Annotated in this window: 12 protein-coding genes; 5 read left to right on the plus strand and 7 right to left on the minus strand. The window is 39.3% G+C overall.

Annotation, left to right across the window (positions count from 1 at the left end; translation table 11 throughout):
* Positions 1–14: 14 nt before the first annotated feature.
* From MSG95_RS05060 to MSG95_RS05085, 6 genes are all read right to left on the minus strand, one after another.
* A complete protein-coding gene (locus MSG95_RS05060; RefSeq protein WP_077164473.1) occupies positions 15–2,009 on the minus strand; it encodes a MacB family efflux pump subunit in 1,995 nt (664 codons plus the stop codon).
* A gap of 2 nt (positions 2,010–2,011) precedes the next feature.
* Positions 2,012–3,349 carry a MacA family efflux pump subunit gene (locus MSG95_RS05065; RefSeq protein WP_077164472.1) on the minus strand — a complete coding sequence of 446 codons (1,338 nt, stop codon included), beginning with the start codon at positions 3,347–3,349 and terminating at the stop codon, positions 2,012–2,014.
* A gap of 108 nt (positions 3,350–3,457) precedes the next feature.
* Complete coding sequence (gene holA / locus MSG95_RS05070; protein WP_004698728.1) at positions 3,458–4,447, minus strand: DNA polymerase III subunit delta; 990 nt, start codon at positions 4,445–4,447, stop codon at positions 3,458–3,460.
* A gap of 20 nt (positions 4,448–4,467) precedes the next feature.
* Positions 4,468–4,977, minus strand: coding sequence for an LPS assembly lipoprotein LptE (gene lptE, locus MSG95_RS05075; protein ID WP_004698727.1), 510 nt, complete (start codon positions 4,975–4,977; stop codon positions 4,468–4,470).
* A gap of 27 nt (positions 4,978–5,004) precedes the next feature.
* On the minus strand, positions 5,005–7,629 hold the full coding sequence (leuS, locus tag MSG95_RS05080; protein ID WP_019458092.1) for a leucine--tRNA ligase: 2,625 nt from the start codon (positions 7,627–7,629) through the stop codon (positions 5,005–5,007).
* Positions 7,630–7,816: 187 nt separating this feature from the next.
* The gene (locus MSG95_RS05085; protein ID WP_077164471.1) at positions 7,817–8,122 is read right to left on the minus strand and encodes a DUF4124 domain-containing protein; all 306 of its coding nucleotides are present in this window, start codon (positions 8,120–8,122) and stop codon (positions 7,817–7,819) included.
* 503 nt (positions 8,123–8,625) lie between these two features.
* On the opposite strand from MSG95_RS05085, the gene MSG95_RS05090 reads away from it, so the two are divergent.
* The 5 genes from MSG95_RS05090 to MSG95_RS05110 all read left to right on the plus strand — a co-directional run bounded on the left by MSG95_RS05090 (position 8,626) and on the right by MSG95_RS05110 (position 15,622).
* The gene (locus MSG95_RS05090; protein WP_004698721.1) at positions 8,626–10,350 is read left to right on the plus strand and encodes an acetolactate synthase 3 large subunit; all 1,725 of its coding nucleotides are present in this window, start codon (positions 8,626–8,628) and stop codon (positions 10,348–10,350) included.
* Entirely contained in the window at positions 10,350–10,841 is a 492-nt protein-coding gene (gene ilvN, locus MSG95_RS05095; RefSeq protein WP_004698718.1) for an acetolactate synthase small subunit, read from the plus strand. Before MSG95_RS05090 ends, ilvN begins: the two co-directional genes overlap by 1 nt.
* A 32-nt stretch (positions 10,842–10,873) precedes the next feature.
* Positions 10,874–11,890, plus strand: a complete 1,017-nt coding sequence (gene ilvC / locus MSG95_RS05100; RefSeq protein ID WP_004698717.1) for a ketol-acid reductoisomerase — start codon at positions 10,874–10,876, stop codon at positions 11,888–11,890.
* Positions 11,891–12,388: 498 nt separating this feature from the next.
* Entirely contained in the window at positions 12,389–14,449 is a 2,061-nt protein-coding gene (locus MSG95_RS05105) for an EAL domain-containing protein (RefSeq protein ID WP_324624602.1), read from the plus strand.
* Between the two features lie 609 nt (positions 14,450–15,058).
* Positions 15,059–15,622: a TetR/AcrR family transcriptional regulator gene (locus tag MSG95_RS05110; protein ID WP_077164470.1), complete on the plus strand. Its 564-nt coding sequence runs from the start codon at positions 15,059–15,061 to the stop codon at positions 15,620–15,622.
* A 174-nt stretch (positions 15,623–15,796) separates the two neighbouring features.
* Here MSG95_RS05110 and MSG95_RS05115 read toward each other — a convergent pair whose 3' ends face one another.
* Positions 15,797–16,369, minus strand: coding sequence for a TetR/AcrR family transcriptional regulator (locus MSG95_RS05115; protein WP_077164469.1), 573 nt, complete (start codon positions 16,367–16,369; stop codon positions 15,797–15,799).
* Between the last annotated feature and the right edge of the window lie 28 nt (positions 16,370–16,397).

Genomic DNA, 16,397 nt, shown 5'->3' on the forward strand with positions numbered 1-16,397 from the left:
ACATGCAATTTTCCTTATTCTCGTGATAGTGCTGCAACAGGATCGAGTTTTGCGGCATTTTTGGCAGGCAAGAAACCGAATACGACTCCAATTAATGTTGAGCAAACAAATGCAGCTACAATCGAAGTCGTAGAATATGCTACTGCGAAATTACCTGCGGCTACTTTGTTAATGAGCTGCCCTAAACCCAGCGAAAGCAATACGCCGAGTACACCACCAATTAAACACACTAAAATTGCTTCGATTAGGAACTGCTGCAAAATATCACTTTGTCGAGCGCCGACAGCCATACGTACCCCAATTTCTTGTGTACGTTCAGTCACCGAAACCAACATAATATTCATTACACCGATACCACCAACTACAAGAGAAATGACAGCAATTGCTGAAACTAGAAGTGTCATGGTGCTGGTTGTTTTCTCAATGGTTTGACGGATACTGTCACTGTTCATGGTGAAAATATCTTGAGCACCATGTCTTTGTGTGAGTAAGTTAACAATCGCATTTTCGGCTGCACTGGTTGAGTATTGATCATTAATACGAACCACAATATTACGGACATTGGCTTGTCCCAACATGCGGCTCATGACTGTGGTATAGGGCATATATACATTGAGTGTGTCATCTGAACCCATACCGCTAGTTTGAGGCTCTACAATACCGATAATACGAGCCGGTACACTACCGAGTAAAACCACTTGCCCAATTGGGTTGGTACCATCACTAAAGAACTGCTTTTGTGTATTGGTATCAATCACAACATCTTGTGAACGGTCACGTACACTACGCTGATCAAAGGTTTGTCCATCTTTAAAAACCAAACCCTTTACATCAAAATAATCGTTGCTCACACCGTTAATAGTCGCGTTTGCTTCATTTTGCTGATAACGCATTGTTTTTGATGTACTGACCATTGGACTGACCGCACTTACATAAGGCTGGGTCATTAATGCATCAGCATCTGCAGGAACCAAAGTTTTAAAACTGGCTGTTTTAGAGTTGTCACCAAAACCTTTACCCTGAAAAACTGTAATGGTATTGGTACCGAGGCCGCTAATATTTTCTAAAATCTGCTTTTGCGAGCCATTACCCAGTGCGACAACCGTTACCACGGAAGCAATCCCGATAATAATACCTAACATGGTGAGGAAGGTACGCATACGGTGGGCATTCATGGACAGTAAAGCCATTTGGAAAGCTTCAGATAAGCGGTCTAAAGTTGAGCGCCAAGCCGAAATACTTTTACCTTTTTTCTGCTTGTTTTGTAGAGCAGGGGCTGCATCTGGGTCAGATTGAACTTCTTCTGTAGATTGGTCTGGAGCATTAGGACGGTCACTAATAATTTCCCCGTCACTAATTTCAATAATACGCGTTGCATTTTTTGCAACTTGCATATCGTGTGTAACCAAAATAATGGTATGACCAGCGGCATTAAGTTCACGCAAAATTCGCATGACCTCAACACCACTATGTGAATCGAGCGCACCCGTTGGCTCATCGGCCAAGATTACATCACCACCATTCATGAGGGCACGTGCAATTGAAACACGTTGCTGTTGACCACCTGAAAGCTGGCTTGGTCGGTTTTGTGTTTTAGTCCCTAAGCCTAATTCAGTGAGTAGGGCTGTTGCACGCTGTTTACGATCAGACGGTGTAACACCTGCATAAACAGCTGGGACTTCAACGTTACCTTCGGCAGATAAGTCACCGAGTAAATGATAGCGCTGGAAAATAAAACCAAAATATTCACGGCGTAACTGCGCTAACTGGTCGGGTTCAAGTTTACCTGTTTCTTGGCCATTAACTTTATAGCTACCACTCGTTGGGCGGTCCAGACAGCCTAAAATATTCATGAGTGTTGATTTACCAGAACCGGACTGACCGACAATGGCAACAAGTTCACCTTCATAAATAGTAAGGTCAATGCCTTTTAAAATTTGTATCGTGCTTTCGCCAGCAGGGAATTCCCGGACCAGATTGCTGACTTCAAGCAAAGCTTGTTTTGTCATGCTTACATTCCCATTGGGCCACGGCGGCGATTATTACCACTATTTGCAGAAGCAGCAGAAGTATCTGAGCTGTCTGCAATCACAACTTGGTCACCTTGTTTTAATCCGGCAAGTACTTGAGCATTTACACGGTTGTTAATACCTACCAATATTTGAGTCGGTTTAGTTGTTCCATCTGCTTGTAAAATACGCACTACACTAAGCGTTGCCTTACCTTGTTCGACCAGTTGTTTTTGTTCAGCAGTTAAATTTAAGCGTTCTAAACGAGCACCATTACCTATCTGTTTTCTTTCCGCACTTGGAGTTGAAGCAGCTTTGTCTGTAGCCTGACCAGATTTTTTCTGACCAGAAAATTGTTTATTACTTAAAGCAGAAGATGGAACCAGTAAAGCATTCTTTGCTGAATCTAGTACGATATAAACTTGAGCAGTCATATCAATACGTAATTTGCCATCTGTATTTGGAACGTCAAATAAAGCGTTGTAATAAACAGCTGAACTTGTAGTTGAGCTTGTCGTACTTGTTGTTTCACTAGAAATTGAATCTGGAGCTGGTTCAATCTGACGCAATGTCGCATAGCGTTTAGTTTCATCGCCTAGAGTGGTGAAGTAGACTTGTTGGCCTTTTTCTACTCGCATAATATCGGCTTCACTCACCTGTGCTTTAATCGTCATATTTTGTAGTTTTGCAATTTTAACGATCGTTGGAGCACTTTGGTTTGCGTTTACGGTTTGACCTTCTTCAGTCACAATCGCAACAACCGTACCGTCAGTTGGCGCAACAATACGTGTATAGCCAATATTTGTTTGTGCTGTTGAGCGAGTAACTTTCGCAGACTCAATTTGTGCATCTAATGCTTTAACTTGTGCCTGAGCTGTTTTATAAGCAGCTTCAGCTGACTCTAAGTCGGCACGAGGTGTCGCATCTTGAGCATACATTTGTTGCTGACGACGATACTCAAGTTGTTTTTCATTTAAAGATGCCACTTGTTGAAGGCGCTGAGCTTCTAAGTTTTTAATGTTGGCATCAGATGTTTTTAAACTGTTTTCTTGGGTAGTCGAGTCAATTTGTGCAATCAGTTGGCCTTGTTTTACATGATCACCAAGTTGCACATACATTTTTTTTACCTGACCAGACACCTGAGCACCCACACTAATCAGTTTGGTTGCATCAAGTGTACCTGTGGCAAGTACATTATTTTCAATGTCTCCGCGAGTTACCTCTGCTGTAATATATTGAGGCTGCTGCTGTTTAGGCTTTAAAAATTTCCAAGCTAGCGCAGCAATAACGGCTATACAGACGACAATAATAACGAGTTTAATTGGCTTTATTTTTGGCATGGCAATAGGTCGAAAAGTCTAAAATTTCACTTAGTATAAAAGTCAAATGAGGATAAAACGTGAATTTTTATGATATTTCAACAAAAGCAGCCGCCCAATTTCTAAGCGCTATTGTATAAATAATGTTTTTCCACACAACTCGGCAATGGCCTGTTGCATTAAATGTTCGGCATTTTCATTCGACATGCCTTTAATTGCCGCATCGATTTGCAAGAGTAGAGTAGACCAGCCTAAAAACTGTTGTGGATTGAGTCTTCTTAAAGCTTGTTGATATAAGCTAACTTTGGTTTTCCAGATTCCTAGTTGCAATGCATTGTGCGGTTGTTCAAACAACTGCATGAGTAAACGCATTTCTTTACTTAATGTCCATAAGATTAGGCTTTCGGGCTCACCAGAACCAATTAAATACTGGAAAATCTTAATCGACTGAGCGAGATTACCTTCTAATAAAGCATCACTTAAATCGTAAGTGGTGTAACGAGATTGATCTTGTAGGCATGCATATAACTGTTCAATTTGAATCAGCTTTTGGTCTGGGAAAGTATCTCGTACGCGCATTAAGCTATTTTTAGCAGCGAGTAAGTTGTGCTCATGATGCTGCATGAGCCACTGCCAAGCGTCATTGTCGAGTTGAATTTCAAGCTTGTCTGCTTCGGCAGTTAAAATTCTTTGACGGTCTTGCGGGTAGTTGGCAGTTAAAGCAACCACAACGCCGTTTGCTTCAACAACTTGGAAAAAAGCAGACTTTAAACTGCTACTGTCTTGTTTAGGTAAAACAATTAACAGCAGGTTAGTTTCATTGTGCTGAATATAGCTTTTAAGCTGTTTTAGACCATTTGCATCGGGCTTGATATTGCCATGAACTTCAATCGCAAGTTGCTGCGAAAATAAAGACAAGCTGTTCAGTGCATTAAAAACATTTTTCCAGTCACTCACACTACTAATGTCATAGCGCTGTCTTTCAATGTCTTGCTGCTGCCAGCTTTTGCGGAAAGTATCTAATAAGTTTTGTTCAAGTAATGGTTCCTGTCCATGCAGAATCCACGCACCCCGGGCTTCCGGAATGCGTTTAAGAGCTTGTAAATAGTCAAGTTTCATTACTTAAGAACAATTAAATCTTATGGTTGAGCTTTTGGTAAGCGGTTTGCTGAAATTTGACGAGTAATTTGCTGTGCAATGTCATCAATCACAATACGTTGTAAGTAGCCTTCTTGCTGGTTCTCAGTGTTAACCGTTGCCAAATCGTATTGATAACTACGAGATGCAGTTAAAGTACGTGGCTCGGTAATTTTATTACCTTGACGGTCTTCAATTTGGAAAGTCACAGTCAAGCGTAACAACACTTCTGTAAGCTTACCATTTAGAAGTTGACGACGCGGTGTGTACTCTAAAACATGAAGAACATACGCATCGTTATCATTACTGAACTGAACGCCATTTGCAGCTAAATACACTTTTAATTGTGTTTCTAGGTCATCGGTTTTTGCCGGTAACTCAAGGCTTAACTTTTTATAAACAAGTGGAGTCGCAGTCGGGTTAGTTCCTTTTAAATGGAAACCACACCCGACTAAGCCTGCACTAAGGCCTAAGGTTAAAACAACAGCGGCTAAACGTTTGGCTAAGTGCATGCTTGATCCTCTCATTAATACCTGTAATTAAACCACGAGGTTAACCAATTTGTTTGGAACCACAATTTCTTTTTTGGTTGGTCCTGTTAAGAACTGTTGAACTTCTGGTAATGCTTTAGCCTGAGCTAATAAGTCATCTTTAGAAATATCGACAGAAACTTCAAGTTTACCGCGAAGTTTACCATTTACTTGTACAACAATCGTTTGGGTATTACGTGTTAATGCAGAAGCATCAACCTCAGGGAAGATTGCTGCTGTTAAGTCTGTACCAAACTGAGTCAATAAAGTTTGACTTAAATGCGGTGCAAATGGAGCAAGTAACGTTAACAATGTTGTGATTGCTTCACGTTCTACAGCAACATCATTGTCATCTTTTGCTTCAAACTTGTTGCTTGCGTTTAACAATTCCATCAAAGCAGCAATTGCAGTGTTGAATGCATGACGGCGTTCAATATCATCACTTACTTTTTGAATCGTTTCGTGAGTCTTACGACGTAAATCTTGAGCATCTTTAGACAAGTTTGCTGTATCGATTGCAGTTGCAGCATTTCCTTTTTCAAGGAAGCTTGCTACCAGACGCCATACACGTTTCAAGAAACGGTTAGCACCTTCAACACCTGCATCAGACCATTCTAAAGATTGATCTGGTGGAGCAGCAAACATCATGAATACACGTGCGGTATCTGCGCCGTATTGGTCAATAATTGCTTGTGGGTCAATACCGTTATTTTTCGACTTAGACATTTTTTCTTGTCCGCCGATAATCACTTCTTGACCGTCACCTGAATATTTTGCAGAAAGAATACGACCTTTCTCATCACGTTCTAATTCGATGTCAGCAGGGTTGAACCAAGTTTTCTTACCATTTTCTGCTTCACGATAGAATGTATCTGCAAGCACCATGCCTTGAGTTAACAAGTTAGTAAATGGTTCATTACCTTGTACAACGCCTTCATCACGCATTAATTTGTGGAAGAAACGCGCATAAAGTAAGTGAAGAATCGCGTGTTCCACACCACCAATGTATTGGTTTACAGGAAGCCAGTTTTGAGCAGCTTCAGGTTTCACCATACCGCCAGTGAAGTCTGGAGACGCATAGCGTGCGTAGTACCAAGATGACTCTACGAATGTATCCAAAGTATCTGTTTCACGACGTGCATCGCCACCACAGCAAGGGCATTTCGTTTCATAGAACTCAGGCATTTTATTAAGCGGGTTACCTGAACCATCTGGAACAACGTCAGTTGGTAATACAACCGGAAGTTGGTCTTCTGGAACTGTGACTTGACCACAAGTATCACAGTTAATCATTGGAATTGGACAACCCCAGTAACGTTGACGAGAAACACCCCAGTCACGTAAACGGAATTGAACTTTAGAGTTTGCTAAACCTTGTGGTTCTAATTTCGCAAGGAATGCGTCAAACGCAGCTTGGAATTCTAAACCATCAAACTCGCCAGAGTTAACAAGTTTACCTTCTTTAGAACCGTACCATTCTTGCCACTCAGTTGCAGAGTAGTCTGCATCGTCAGCGCCTTTGGCATCAATCACTTGCTTAATTGGTAAGCTGAACTTATTCGCAAATTCAAAGTCACGTTCGTCATGTGCTGGTACAGCCATCACTGCGCCAGAACCATAAGACATTAATACGTAGTTTGCGATCCAGACAGGAAGCTGTTCACCAGTTACAGGGTGTTTTACAAACAAGCCTGTTGCCATGCCTTTTTTCTCGGCTGTTGCCAAGTCAGCTTCTGCAACTGAACCCATGCGGCATTCTTCAATAAATGCAGCCAATTCAGGGTTGTTTTCAGCAGCTTTAAGCGCAAGAGGGTGTTCTGCTGCAACAGCAACATATGTCACGCCCATCAGCGTGTCAGCACGTGTTGTATAAACAGTTAAGCCGTCAGCATAAATTTCGGTATTGGCAGATGGGAAAGTAATTTCCATACCAGTAGAGCGACCAATCCAGTTACGTTGCATGGTCAACACTTGTTGAGGCCAGCCGTCTTGTAAGGTGTCTAGGTCGTCTAATAATTCTTGTGCATAGTCCGTAATACGGAAGTAGTACATTGGAATATCGCGTTTTTCAACCAATGCACCAGAACGCCATCCGCGACCATTTTCAACTTGTTCGTTAGCTAAAACTGTTTGGTCAACCGGGTCCCAGTTTACTGTTGAAAGTTTACGGTAGATTAAGCCTTTTTTATAAAGTTGAACGAACAACCATTGTTCCCAGTGGTAGTACTCTGGTGTACAAGTTGCAAATTCACGGTCCCAATCTACAGATAGACCTAATTTTTTTAATTGGTCACGCATGTAAGCGATGTTTTCAAATGTCCATTTTGCCGGAGCAACTTTATGGGCAATTGCAGCGTTTTCCGCAGGTAAACCAAATGCGTCCCAACCCATTGGTTGTAGTACGGTTTCGCCTTTTAGACGGTAAAAACGGCTAATTACATCGCCAATTGTATAGTTACGCACATGACCCATGTGCAGTTTGCCACTTGGGTAAGGGAACATTGACAGGATGTAACGATGTTTACCTTCGACAGTGTCGGCAACTTTAAAGACTTTACGATTTTCCCAATCTTGTTGGACTGATGGTTCAATCGTGTTTGCTTGATATTCTGGGTCAATGTGAGAAATAGTCATAGACGTAAGCTATACAACGAAAATTGAAATGAAAGATTGCTGCACAGCATAGCGCAAAATACAGGAAAATGTCAGTTTTTAGATCACGATTTTATCTTTTAATATGAGCTATAAAAATTTCCCAACCCATTCTTCTTTATTTTAAATCATGGAAGAGTGGTGAAAGTATTCACCACTCTTCTTTTACTTAACGTGGTGCTGTAGCAGATGGAGCCGGTGCTGCAGATGGAGCTGCTGCTACGGCTTTATCTGTTTTATCTTGAGTTTGTTGTTCTGGGGTTGGTGTCGAATTCTTTACAGGTGGCTGGGTGCCATAAGTCGAAACTGTGTTCAAATGTTTCGCGCCTTTAGGCGGTGGTGTCGTGGTGTAGTGTGTCGAGCCACTTTTATCTACCCATTTGTAATATTGCTCTGCCTGACTCTGACTTGAGCAAACTAAAATCGCTGTTGCGACTGCTGTATATAAGCTTGTTTTTAAATAAGATAAGTTCATATTAGATGTTCCCCAAAAAATACTGACTATATTTAAATAAAGTTCATAAATAAGCAATTTAGAATGAGTGGTTTTATATCAAAAAGAGTGTTTTTTATATAAATAATGAGGCAGGGTGATCAAATTTACGATTCGATATTAGATTAAAAAAACGTCAGCTAGTTTTTTTTATGGAAAAACCTTTCCTTTAATCTTGACTTTAGTGAATTAAACAACAAAAATGCTTTCTTTAGTTTTATATGCGATTATTTGATCACCCTTCGAATAACCGTCATGTTTTGTAATAGACATTCTCTCTAGCCGAGAGATTGATTTTACTAAAGTATGTATATCCAGACATGCTTTATTAATGTTAAAAAAGCTTATACGGCTGAAAAACAGAAATTTTTCTATTGCAACGAAAACTAGACAATATGTGTGCTATAACAGTGCAGACAATTCAATGAATGAAACACTATTTGTGCCTTCCATAAATAGTGATAAAGAATTTAGGGTGAATCACGTTGGAACTTTTATCTGGTGGTGAAATGCTCGTTCGTGCTCTTGCGGACGAAGGCGTTGAACATGTTTTTGGTTATCCAGGCGGCGCTGTATTACATATTTATGATGCGCTATTTCAACAAGACAAAATCAATCATTACCTCGTACGTCATGAACAAGCGGCCGGTCATATGGCAGATGCTTACTCACGTGCTACAGGTAAGACTGGCGTAGTACTGGTCACTTCAGGACCTGGCGCAACCAATACAGTAACTCCAATTGCAACAGCTTATATGGACTCAATCCCAATGGTGATTTTGTCTGGCCAAGTTGCATCACATCTTATTGGTGAAGACGCTTTCCAAGAAACTGATATGGTGGGTATTTCACGTCCTATCGTGAAACACAGTTTCCAAGTTCGTCACGCAAGTGAAATTCCTGCAATTATCAAAAAAGCATTTTATATCGCATCAAGTGGTCGCCCTGGCCCAGTTGTAGTCGATATTCCTAAAGATGCGACGAATCCAGCAGAAAAGTTTGCATACGAATATCCTGAAAAAGTGAAGATGCGTTCTTATCAACCACCTTCACGTGGTCACTCTGGTCAAATTCGTAAAGCGATTGATGAACTTTTAAGTGCAAAGCGTCCTATCATTTATACAGGTGGTGGTGTTGTTCAAGGTAATGCATCAGCATTATTAACTGAACTCGCTCATTTATTAGGTTATCCAGTAACTAACACGCTTATGGGCCTTGGTGGCTTCCCGGGCGACGATCCACAGTTCGTGGGTATGTTAGGTATGCATGGTACTTATGAAGCAAATATGACAATGCATAATGCTGATGTCATTCTTGCGGTAGGTGCTCGTTTTGATGACCGAGTAACTAATAATCCTGCAAAATTCTGTTTAAATGCCAAAGTTATTCATATTGATATTGACCCGGCAAGCATTTCAAAAACAATTATGGCGCACATTCCAATTGTAGGGGCAGTTGAGCCTGTACTTCAGGAAATGTTGACCCAGTTGAAACAATTGAATGTGTCTAAGCCAAACCCTGAAGCGATTGCTGCATGGTGGGATCAAATTAATGAATGGCGTAAAGTTCATGGCTTGAAGTTTGAAACACCGACTGATGGCACAATGAAGCCTCAGCAAGTTGTTGAAGCTTTATATAAAGTAACGAATGGTGATGCCATCATTACTTCAGACGTTGGTCAGCATCAAATGTTTGGTGCGTTGTACTACAAGTACAAACGCCCACGTCAATGGATCAACTCTGGTGGTCTTGGCACCATGGGTGTTGGTTTACCTTATGCCATGGCTGCGAAGCTTGCTTTCCCAGATCAACAAGTTGTTTGTATTACGGGTGAAGCTTCAATTCAAATGTGTATTCAAGAGCTTTCAACTTGTAAGCAATACGGTATGAATGTGAAGATCTTATGCTTGAATAACCGTGCTTTAGGTATGGTTAAACAGTGGCAAGATATGAACTATGAAGGCCGTCACTCAAGCTCATATGTTGAATCATTGCCTGATTTTGGCAAGTTGATGGAAGCTTATGGCCATGTTGGTATTCAAATTGATCATGCTGATGAATTAGAGTCAAAGCTTGCTGAAGCAATGGCGATTAATGATAAATGTGTATTCATCAACGTTATGGTTGATCGCACAGAACATGTATATCCAATGTTGATCGCAGGTCAGTCCATGAAGGATATGTGGTTAGGTAAAGGGGAGCGTACATAATGAGACATATTATTTCTGTACTCGTTGAAAACGAAGCTGGTGCGCTTTCTCGTTTGGTGGGTTTATTCAGTCAACGTAACTACAACATTGAGACGTTGAATGTTGCCCCAACCGAAGATCCTACGTTATCACGTTTAACGTTAACCACTTATGGTGATGACCATAAAATTGAACAGATTACGAAGCAACTCAACAAACTTGTTGAAGTTGTAAAAGTAGTAGATTTATCAGAAGGTTCACACATTGAGCGTGAACTGATGTTGATTAAAGTAAAAGCGTTAGGTGCTTCACGTGCTGAAATTAAGCGTACAGCGGATATTTTCCGTGCGCAAATTGTAGACGTGACATCAACAACCTATACCATTCAAATAGCAGGGACAACTGAAAAATTAGATGGTTTTATTGATGCGCTTTCAGAAAACACCATTCTAGAAGTCGTTCGTTCAGGGGTATCTGGTATCGCCCGTGGCGAAAAAGTTTTAGCCATTTAATTTTTTAAAAAGTATTTTAGCGGAGAACACAAATGCAAATTTTTTACGACAAAGACTGTGACTTATCAATCATCCAAGGCAAGAAAGTAGCGATTATTGGTTACGGTTCTCAAGGTCATGCACATGCACTTAACCTTAAAGACTCAGGCGTAGACGTAACTGTAGGTTTACGTGCTGGTTCAGCTTCTTGGAAGAAAGCTGAAAATGCGGGTCTTAAAGTTGCTGAAGTTCCAGCAGCAGTTAAGCAAGCTGACCTCGTAATGATTTTGACTCCAGATGAATTCCAATCACAACTTTACCGTGACGTGATTGAGCCAAACATTAAAGAAGGCGCGACTTTAGCATTTGCTCATGGTTTCTCTGTTCTATATAACCAAGTTGTTCCACGTAAAGACTTAGACGTAATCATGGTTGCGCCTAAAGCTCCTGGTCACACAGTACGTTCAGAATTCCAACGTGGTTCAGGTGTTCCTGACTTAATCGCAATTCACCAAGACGCTTCTGGTAATGCGCGTAACGTTGCGCTTTCTTACGCTTCTGGCGTAGGTGGTGGTCGTACAGGTATTATCGAAACTTCATTCCGTGAAGAAACTGAAACTGACTTATTCGGTGAGCAAGCAGTTCTTTGTGGTGGTGCAGTTGAACTTGTTAAAATGGGCTTCGAAACTTTAGTTGAAGCTGGTTATGCTCCTGAAATGGCTTACTTCGAGTGCTTACACGAACTTAAGTTAATTGTTGACTTGATGTTCGAAGGCGGTATCGCTGACATGAACTACTCAGTGTCTAACAACGCTGAATATGGTGAATACGTAACTGGCGTTGAAGTAATTAACGAACAATCTCGTGAAGCAATGCGTAATGCATTAAAACGTATTCAATCTGGTGAATACGCGAAGATGTTCATTCAAGAAGGTGCGTTGAACTACCCATCTATGACTGCTCGTCGTCGTCAAAATGCTGCACATGGTATTGAAGTAACTGGTAATAAGTTACGTGCGATGATGCCTTGGATTCAAGCAAACAAAATCGTAGACAAAGAGAAAAACTAAGATTTCTCTTTAGCTTGAAACGTGCGTTAGCGAAGTAAAACTTCGCTCTTGCACTCGGGCAGAGCAGTGCTCTGCTAGTCCTCGCTCCTTGCGTAGGAAGAAAGCGCTGCTTTCTTGATTCCTACTCAGGATTCAAGCGAACAAGATCGTAGACAAAGAGAAAAACTAAGACTCTTTTCTAGTGTTTCTAAAAAAACCTGCTTAATGCAGGATTTTTATTTTAATTCAGCTAAAAACCAAGCTTAAAAAATCATCATTAAGGTCAGCTGACCTAGACTCAAGAAATCCTATATTTTTCATATAATTGGATGCTTAATTTTTGTTTAGTTTATTGATTTCTAAAGTAAAAAATACTTGACCAAATGTTAGATAATGTTATTGTTTATAACTGACTAAAAAAGTCAAATTTACTAATATTTCTTTAACGTGTTTAATTGTATTTTGTGCAATGAATTGAACAAAATAAAAAAAAGTATTGAATAATCATGGAAGTCCAGTATGGGTCATGTTGATTACGATAGCACATTGATCGTCGGCTCTTTTATTGCGGCTGGCGTTATTTGCTATATTGTGATTTCCATGGAGCAGTTAATATTTAAGCAAGCTTACAGAAAAGTTGAGCCTCTTATTTTAATACTAAATGGTTTATTGCTTGGAGCAGCCATTAGTATTGTCCATATTGTTGGCATGAATGCTTACCACATCTTTGAAACTTCAGCCTCGAATGTTCCATTAATTACATTTTCTTACGGTATTAGTGCCTTACTTTCGTGTATCTCAATTTGGCTGACTTCTCGCTATACCTTACCTTTAGTGAGACTGATTTTAAGTTCAGTCATTATGGGAATTGGTATTTCCGCTTCGTACTATGTGAGTATGTTGGGTTGGAATATCGATCTTTATAAGAAAGATTACACCTCATTCCTAATTCTATTTTCTGTATTAATTGCCATGAGTGGCTCAGGCTTGGCTTTCTTGCTAGCCTATAAGTTAAAAGAAAGTGATCGTAATCGCGTAAGTTTAAAACTAGCTTTTGCAGTCATGATGACTTTAAGCATTATGGGAATGCACTATACGGCACTTATTGCGACAAATATTACCGATAAATTTGTAAGCCAGTATCAGGCTGAACATGATTTGCTGCTGTTTACCATTATTTTAGTCACCTGCTTGGTGCTGGTCGCGAGTTTTATCGTTGCGGTACTGGAACAACGACTCAATCAGCGCAATTTAGAACTCCGAAAAGCCAATAAAGAACTCGCCAATCTCTCTATTCAAGATAATCTAACTAAGCTACCAAACAGACTATATTTAGTTGACTACGCCGAAGTTCTCCTTTCAGACCATCGTTATAAAGACCAAAAAATTGCTTTTCTTTATATAGACTTAGATCGTTTTAAATCGGTAAATGATGCGTTTGGTCATCATATTGGAGATCAACTCCTTATTCAGATGGCGAACCGTTTACATTGGCAGCTTAGTGAAAAATGCAAGTTACTAAGAATTGGTGGTGATGAGTTTTTATTAATAGCTGAAAATACCGATACCGATGGAGCGGTGTATTTAGCTGAAAAAGTATTGCAGCTTATTCAAGAAAGTTATCAAATTTCCGGTAAAGAAATTAACATTTCAGCGAGTCTTGGTATCGCACTGTTTCCTGAACATGGGCAAAATGTTCAAGACTTACTTATGAATGCCGATGCAGCAATGCTGATGTCTAAAGAACAAGGCCGTAATACTTATACCGTCTTTAGTTATTCTACTCATCAACAAGAAACAAGAAGTCAGTCAAAACTAATCAACGATTTATATAAAGCAGTCGACGAAAAGCAATTTGTTCTTTATTACCAACCGAAGTTTAATACCAATCTTGAAATTTGTGGGGTAGAGGCGCTTATTCGCTGGAACCATCCAACGTTGGGTATGCTTACGCCACACATGTTTATTGGCGGTGCAGAAAAGACAGGTTTAATTATTCCAATGGGATATTGGGCGCTTGAACAAGCTTGCCAGCAAATTCAGGAATGGGAACGCAATAATACTCATTTTTATCCAGTTGCAGTCAATTTATCTGCCTTACAGTTTGAAAATAAAAAGCTCTTTAGTACCCTCGAAAGTCTGTTAAAAAAATACCAAATTAAGCCTCATCACCTTACTGTTGAAATTACCGAATCAACAGCAATGCGACATATCGACTTAAGCATTCGTGCTTGTGAGCGACTACGTGATATGGGTATTCGAGTGGCAATTGATGACTTTGGAACAGGGCACTCAAGCTTCTTATATTTAAAAGATTTACCAGTCGCAGTCGATGAGCTTAAAATTGACCGTGGTTTTATTGTCGATTTAAAACCGGGTTCAAAAGAAGAAGTCATTTTAGAAAGTATTATTCACTTGGCGAAAAAGTTAGGTTTAACCGTAACAGCCGAAGGGGTAGAAACTCAGCAGCAAGTTGAAATTTTAACGCGTTTAGGCTGTCAGCAGTTCCAAGGTTATTTGTTGGGTATGCCTGTAAATGTAGGGCAACTGATCCAGTCACAAGGCGCTCATTTTGTTTAATCTCGACATTAGCTTAAAATTAAAAAATACTTTTATATATAATGTCTAAAATAATAATTTATTTAATCTAATGAAAAACAATAAGAAATTTAAAATCTTGGCATAAATTCCACATTGACACTTCTAAACTCTCAGATTATCCTTTGCCTGCTGGCCTACATTGCCAGCCGGTTGTCGCAGACCGATTAGTAAAGGCATCAGATTATTCCCTCTGAGGAGTAGTCTTGTGTGTAAATCGTCCCTCGCTCGTTGCGGTAGGACGAGTGAGGGACACCTTCGGGTGTGCTGATTCTTTACTATCAGTCTGCGAACCCTTGCTCGTTCTGCCACCATAATTCTAAATTCATGCTTTGGCAGAACTCCAAATATAAGGAGTTGGCTATGCATACTTTTTTTATACCACCAGATTAGTCTTTAACAAGGTTTGATTACTTTTGAGTTTTCAGACTCTAGTTCGCCACGACTAAAAAATCATATGAACAATAAAACTTGAGATGCGTTAGGGCCATCTTTGGGGCCTTTTTGCATGCTTTTTTTGCCTAAAGCAAAAGTTGCAGCCGTTTTCTCTCATTTAGACACAACAACAAATTAATTTATAACGGTACATATATGCCATATTCAGATCTTTCATTTCGCGCGTTAAGTGCGCTGCATAAGTGTCGCTATCTTTTTAGTCAACATGGTTTTCACAACGTCGGTGTCGATCGTCTTGCGAGAGAGGCAGAGGTCCCGAAAGCCTCATTTTATAACTATTTCCACTCTAAACAGCGGCTGGTTGAAATGTGCCTAAACTTTCAAAAAGATGCCTTAAAAGAGCAAGTACACTCAATCATTTATATACAAAAAGATTTAGCATTACGTGAAAAGCTCAAGAAGATTTTCTTTTTACATACCAATTTAAATGGCAACTATTACTTATTATTTAGAGCTATTTTTGAAATTGAAAAAAACTACCCAACAGCTTATCAAGTGGTGGTGCAGTATAGATATTGGCTCATTAATGAAATCTGTAATTTGCTTTTAACCTTAAAGAAAGAAGCCACCCAACAAGATGCTTATATGCTTTTGTTTGTAATGGATGGGGCGATTATGCAATTACTCGATGCAAATAGGGGAGATACACGAGACATGTTACTGGTGTATATTTTAAAGAGTATTTTTATGAGTGATTAATTAATTTAAATAAATAAGCTTACCTAACACTATATTTTTATTAAGGAATATTTAAAGGATTAAAGTTATATAAAGTTAAGGCCGTTATGTAGCGAGTACATATCGGCCTAATTTATATTGATTAAGAGAAGAAGCAAGTCTGCTTATATAAATAAACTAAATTATTAAGTTTATTTAAGCAGCTGCACATCTCAGAGTTGTTTCGAGTTCAATTAGTTTGTTTATATAAGACCATGTTTCTTCAGGGTTAATTTCTGGTTTATTAATAGTGGCATCAATAATAAGTCCATCTATAATATTAAGAAAAAGGCTACTTAGAACTTTTGGATCTTCAATTTCTAAATCTGAAAATATTTCAAAAACTACATTGTAAATCCAGTTTCGGTATTTATTAACTTGAAATTTAACAGATGGATACATTTGTAGTACTTCAATGGTCGCTTTTTTAAATAAGCATCCATTAAAATCTTCAGTATTAATCCAGTCGATATACCAATTAAAAACACTTTTAAGTTTATTTAATGGGTTGTTTACACTGTTAACTTTGTCTAATAAAGACGCCTGAACCTCTAAAATCCGTCGTTGAAGACATTCTTCAATTAAAATCTCTTTAGAAGAGAAATACTTATAGAACGTCATTTTTGCAACATTGGATTCAGCAATAATTTTGTCAATACCAATAGAGGTATAACTTTTTTGATTAAAAAGGGTCATTGCTGTTGTTATAATCGTTTCTCTTTTTGACATTAGTTGCCCCGTCATAGATATTTTTTGA

This window comes from Acinetobacter sp. IK23 (genome assembly GCF_035615275.1).
Lineage (GTDB): Bacteria > Pseudomonadota > Gammaproteobacteria > Pseudomonadales > Moraxellaceae > Acinetobacter > Acinetobacter seifertii.

Bases quoted from the DNA above. Each gene is read 5' to 3' on its own strand.
- ilvC (WP_004698717.1), top strand. From the start codon at position 10,874: ATGCAAATTTTTTACGACAAAGACTGTGACTTATCAATCATCCAAGGC.
- MSG95_RS05065 (WP_077164472.1), bottom strand. From the start codon at position 3,349: ATGCCAAAAATAAAGCCAATTAAACTCGTTATTATTGTCGTCTGTATA.
- holA (WP_004698728.1), bottom strand. From the start codon at position 4,447: ATGAAACTTGACTATTTACAAGCTCTTAAACGCATTCCGGAAGCCCGG.
- MSG95_RS05110 (WP_077164470.1), top strand. From the start codon at position 15,059: ATGCCATATTCAGATCTTTCATTTCGCGCGTTAAGTGCGCTGCATAAG.
- MSG95_RS05105 (WP_324624602.1), top strand. From the start codon at position 12,389: ATGGGTCATGTTGATTACGATAGCACATTGATCGTCGGCTCTTTTATT.
- MSG95_RS05060 (WP_077164473.1), bottom strand. From the start codon at position 2,009: ATGACAAAACAAGCTTTGCTTGAAGTCAGCAATCTGGTCCGGGAATTC.
- ilvN (WP_004698718.1), top strand. From the start codon at position 10,350: ATGAGACATATTATTTCTGTACTCGTTGAAAACGAAGCTGGTGCGCTT.
- MSG95_RS05115 (WP_077164469.1), bottom strand. From the start codon at position 16,369: ATGTCAAAAAGAGAAACGATTATAACAACAGCAATGACCCTTTTTAAT.
- MSG95_RS05085 (WP_077164471.1), bottom strand. From the start codon at position 8,122: ATGAACTTATCTTATTTAAAAACAAGCTTATATACAGCAGTCGCAACA.
- leuS (WP_019458092.1), bottom strand. From the start codon at position 7,629: ATGACTATTTCTCACATTGACCCAGAATATCAAGCAAACACGATTGAA.
- lptE (WP_004698727.1), bottom strand. From the start codon at position 4,977: ATGCACTTAGCCAAACGTTTAGCCGCTGTTGTTTTAACCTTAGGCCTT.